Here is a 2849-nt window from a genome sequence, read left to right on the forward strand (position 1 = left end):
CAGAAATCCGATGGAGAAAATCTGCGCTCCGAGCACCATCAGCATAACGCCAAACAGCAGCAGGGGTCGATCACCCAACACAGCCCCGTAAAACACCTTTTCAATCGTCAAATAGACGTTAATGAGCCCCCCAACAAAAAGAAGCAGAAATCCGAACGTGCCAAAAAAGTGCATCGGCCGCTGCAGGTAGCGGTTGACGAACAACAGCGTCAGCAAATCCAGGAAGCCGTTCATAAAGCGCGAGAACCCGAATTTCGTCTCCCCGTACTTCCGAGCGTGATGCTTCACCACTTTTTCTTCGATGCGATCGTAGCCCTCAAGCTTCGCCAGAAACGGGATGTAGCGGTGCAGCTCCCCGTACAGGTGAATATGGTCAATCACTTCCCGGCGGTAAACCTTCAGTCCACAGTTAAAATCGTTCAGATCGATACCGGTAAACAGGGACGTCACTTTATTAAAGAAACGAGAGGGAATCGTCTTACTCAGCGGATCATGGCGAACCTTCTTCCATCCGCTCACGAGGTCCAGCTGACGCTCTTTAAGCTGCTGCAGCATAGGGGGAATCTCAAAAGGATCATCCTGCAAGTCAGCATCCAGGGTAGCGATGTATGCTCCGCGAGCCTGTTCGAATCCGGTCTGGAGGGCAGTGCTTTTTCCATAATTACGTTGCATCCGGACGCCCCTGGCCCAGGAATAACGGTCCGTGATTGTTTGAACTTTACTCCAGGACTGATCCGAGGAACCATCATCCACGAAGATCAGTTCAAACGAGAGTGATCCGGACAGGGCTTCCTCTGTCAGCTCAGCCAGTTCCACGAGGGACTGCTGTTCATTGAATACGGGCACGACTACGCTCAATTCTGTCTCGTCAGATGTAGTGGGCTGCTGTACAGGCAATGGTATCTTATTTATTTTATTTTACGGCAAAGAGTTAACCTAAATTATTCATGAATAATAAGGAATTATTCGTTATCCTATTTCTCTGTGAATAATCCAGATTACTAAAGATCCCTGGGATCATAAATAATTGGGAATAAAGATACGCTTTTAGTTCTGCTATGAAAAAACTTTATTATTCCATCGGTGAAGTCAGTGAAATTACGGATGTTGACGCGCATGTGCTGCGCTATTGGGAGTCGGTCTTCGATGAACTGAGTCCCAAAAAAAACAAAGCCGGAAACCGCACGTATAAAGAAAGTGATATTGAGACAATTTTAAAACTCAAAGAACTCATTCAGGAAAAAAAATACAGCACCAAAGGGGCACGGCAGGTTTTGAAAAATGAGGGAACCGACGGGGAAGACAAAGAGGTCCCGGTCAGCCTTAAAAAGGACCTCAAGGAGATGCGGGTTTTCCTGAAAAACCTGCTTGAAAAGCTGTGAATATATAAAGTAGAGCGTCGCATGTAGAAGATAATAAGCTAAAAGGACTGAATCTGACATATTAATTAGAGCGTCCTGTCAAAGAATACTCCCGCCAAAACAGAAAAATCGTCTTAACATAACCTGACGCAAAGTTTTGAAAAACCAGAAATTTTGTTTCAGTTCTAATCCAGAGGGAGGTTAGAACCGCAGCATATGCCTATATGTGTGAGGATTGCAACCGACCGATAGCACCAACATTGGCCAAAAGAACGGTTTTTCAAAGCTCTATTAACAGTTAATCATGAAGAAAGAAGCTGTTTGGCCCGTTTGCGTAGTTCAGGATTCTCGTGGTTTTTCAGCTCTTCCGCGTGCTCTTCTCCCAGCTCATCCGGGCGCAATGTTCCCTCCTCCATTGCATCCAGCAGCGCCCTCGTCCGCCGCTCCGTGCGCAGCAGTCCCTCCAGGACCAGGTTCCGATTTTGCTCGTTGTAATAGGACCACCCTGACAGCAGCAACCCAGCTACGTCCGGGGATCGTATATCGGACAGCCCGCTGATAGCCCCCATGTGCAGATGGTAGTCGAGGTTGGGCTGCAGATAGGAGTGCAGCTCCGGAATGCTCTGCCCGGGCTCATCCATGGCTATCAGGCGCAGCGCATCGTAGCGCCACGGGTAGGGGATGTCCGGATCCTCCGCCACCTCGTAGGAGCGCTCGACGGCCCGCTGCCAGCGGGACTCCATCTGCGGGTGGCCGGCCAGGATCTCGCGGATCCGGGGCCGGGGCCAGTGGCCCTCGCGGCTGAGGCCGTTGACGATGCCGCCCCCGAGCACGACCACCTGCCAGTTCAGCAGCGGCTCATCCCTCTCCGGCAAGCCCACTTCGGCAAGCCGCCTGATCTGCTCCGCATCATTCCGGCCGGTCGCTTCGATGCTCACCCGCCAGATCCAGGGGATGCGCCGGGCTTCCTCATCCGTGCCGGACTCCAGGTCGCGGGTCAGCGCACGCAGCACCTCCGCGGCCCTTCCGGCCTGCTCCCCGGCCAGGGCGCGACGCTCCTCTTCCACCACATCCTCATCCAGCAGCTGCCGGGCGATATCCTCCGCCGACGGCTCGTCCCCGGTCTGGGCAAAGCTGCTGTAGGATCCGCCGGCCAGGAGCACCGCGGTGAACAAACAGATACAAATAGCGGTCCGCATCAAACAATAGGGAGGGGATTCCGGTTGGATGCGGAAATAAAAATGAGACAACATCATCAGGTTGTGGGTTTATGGGTTATCGTAATTATGCATATGCAGGTCAATGATAAAAACCACCACTAAAAAATATAATTAATAAAAATTCTTGCGCCAATAGCCCGAAAGGGATACGTAAGCCATTCGGAATCTGTTAACCATTATTGCATATGCCTCATTCTCCCCTGATATAGGCGATCAGGTCATTCATCTCCTCTTCGCTGATCTGGCCCTCGAGTCCGGTCGGCATGAC

Annotated in this window: 3 protein-coding genes; 1 reads left to right on the top strand and 2 read right to left on the bottom strand. The window is 51.5% G+C overall.

What is annotated here, in order from left to right:
• Positions 1–897: glycosyltransferase family 2 protein (locus ACESLU_RS13760; protein ID WP_372639201.1), on the bottom strand; the 897-nt coding region annotated here is incomplete at its 3' end.
• A gap of 161 nt (positions 898–1058) precedes the next feature.
• On the opposite strand from ACESLU_RS13760, the gene ACESLU_RS13765 reads away from it, so the two are divergent.
• Positions 1059–1382, top strand: coding sequence for a MerR family transcriptional regulator (locus tag ACESLU_RS13765; protein WP_372639202.1), 324 nt, complete (start codon positions 1059–1061; stop codon positions 1380–1382).
• A gap of 281 nt (positions 1383–1663) precedes the next feature.
• Here ACESLU_RS13765 and ACESLU_RS13770 read toward each other — a convergent pair whose 3' ends face one another.
• Positions 1664–2560, bottom strand: a complete 897-nt coding sequence (locus tag ACESLU_RS13770; protein ID WP_372639204.1) for a hypothetical protein — start codon at positions 2558–2560, stop codon at positions 1664–1666.
• Between the last annotated feature and the right edge of the window lie 289 nt (positions 2561–2849).

Source organism: Fodinibius sp., from assembly GCF_041642155.1.
In the GTDB taxonomy this organism is placed as follows: Bacteria; Bacteroidota; Rhodothermia; order Balneolales; family Balneolaceae; genus Fodinibius.

Coding starts and splice junctions, on each gene's coding strand:
- ACESLU_RS13765 (WP_372639202.1), top strand. CDS start 1,059: ATGAAAAAACTTTATTATTCCATCGGTGAAGTCAGTGAAATTACGGAT.
- ACESLU_RS13770 (WP_372639204.1), bottom strand. CDS start 2,560: ATGCGGACCGCTATTTGTATCTGTTTGTTCACCGCGGTGCTCCTGGCC.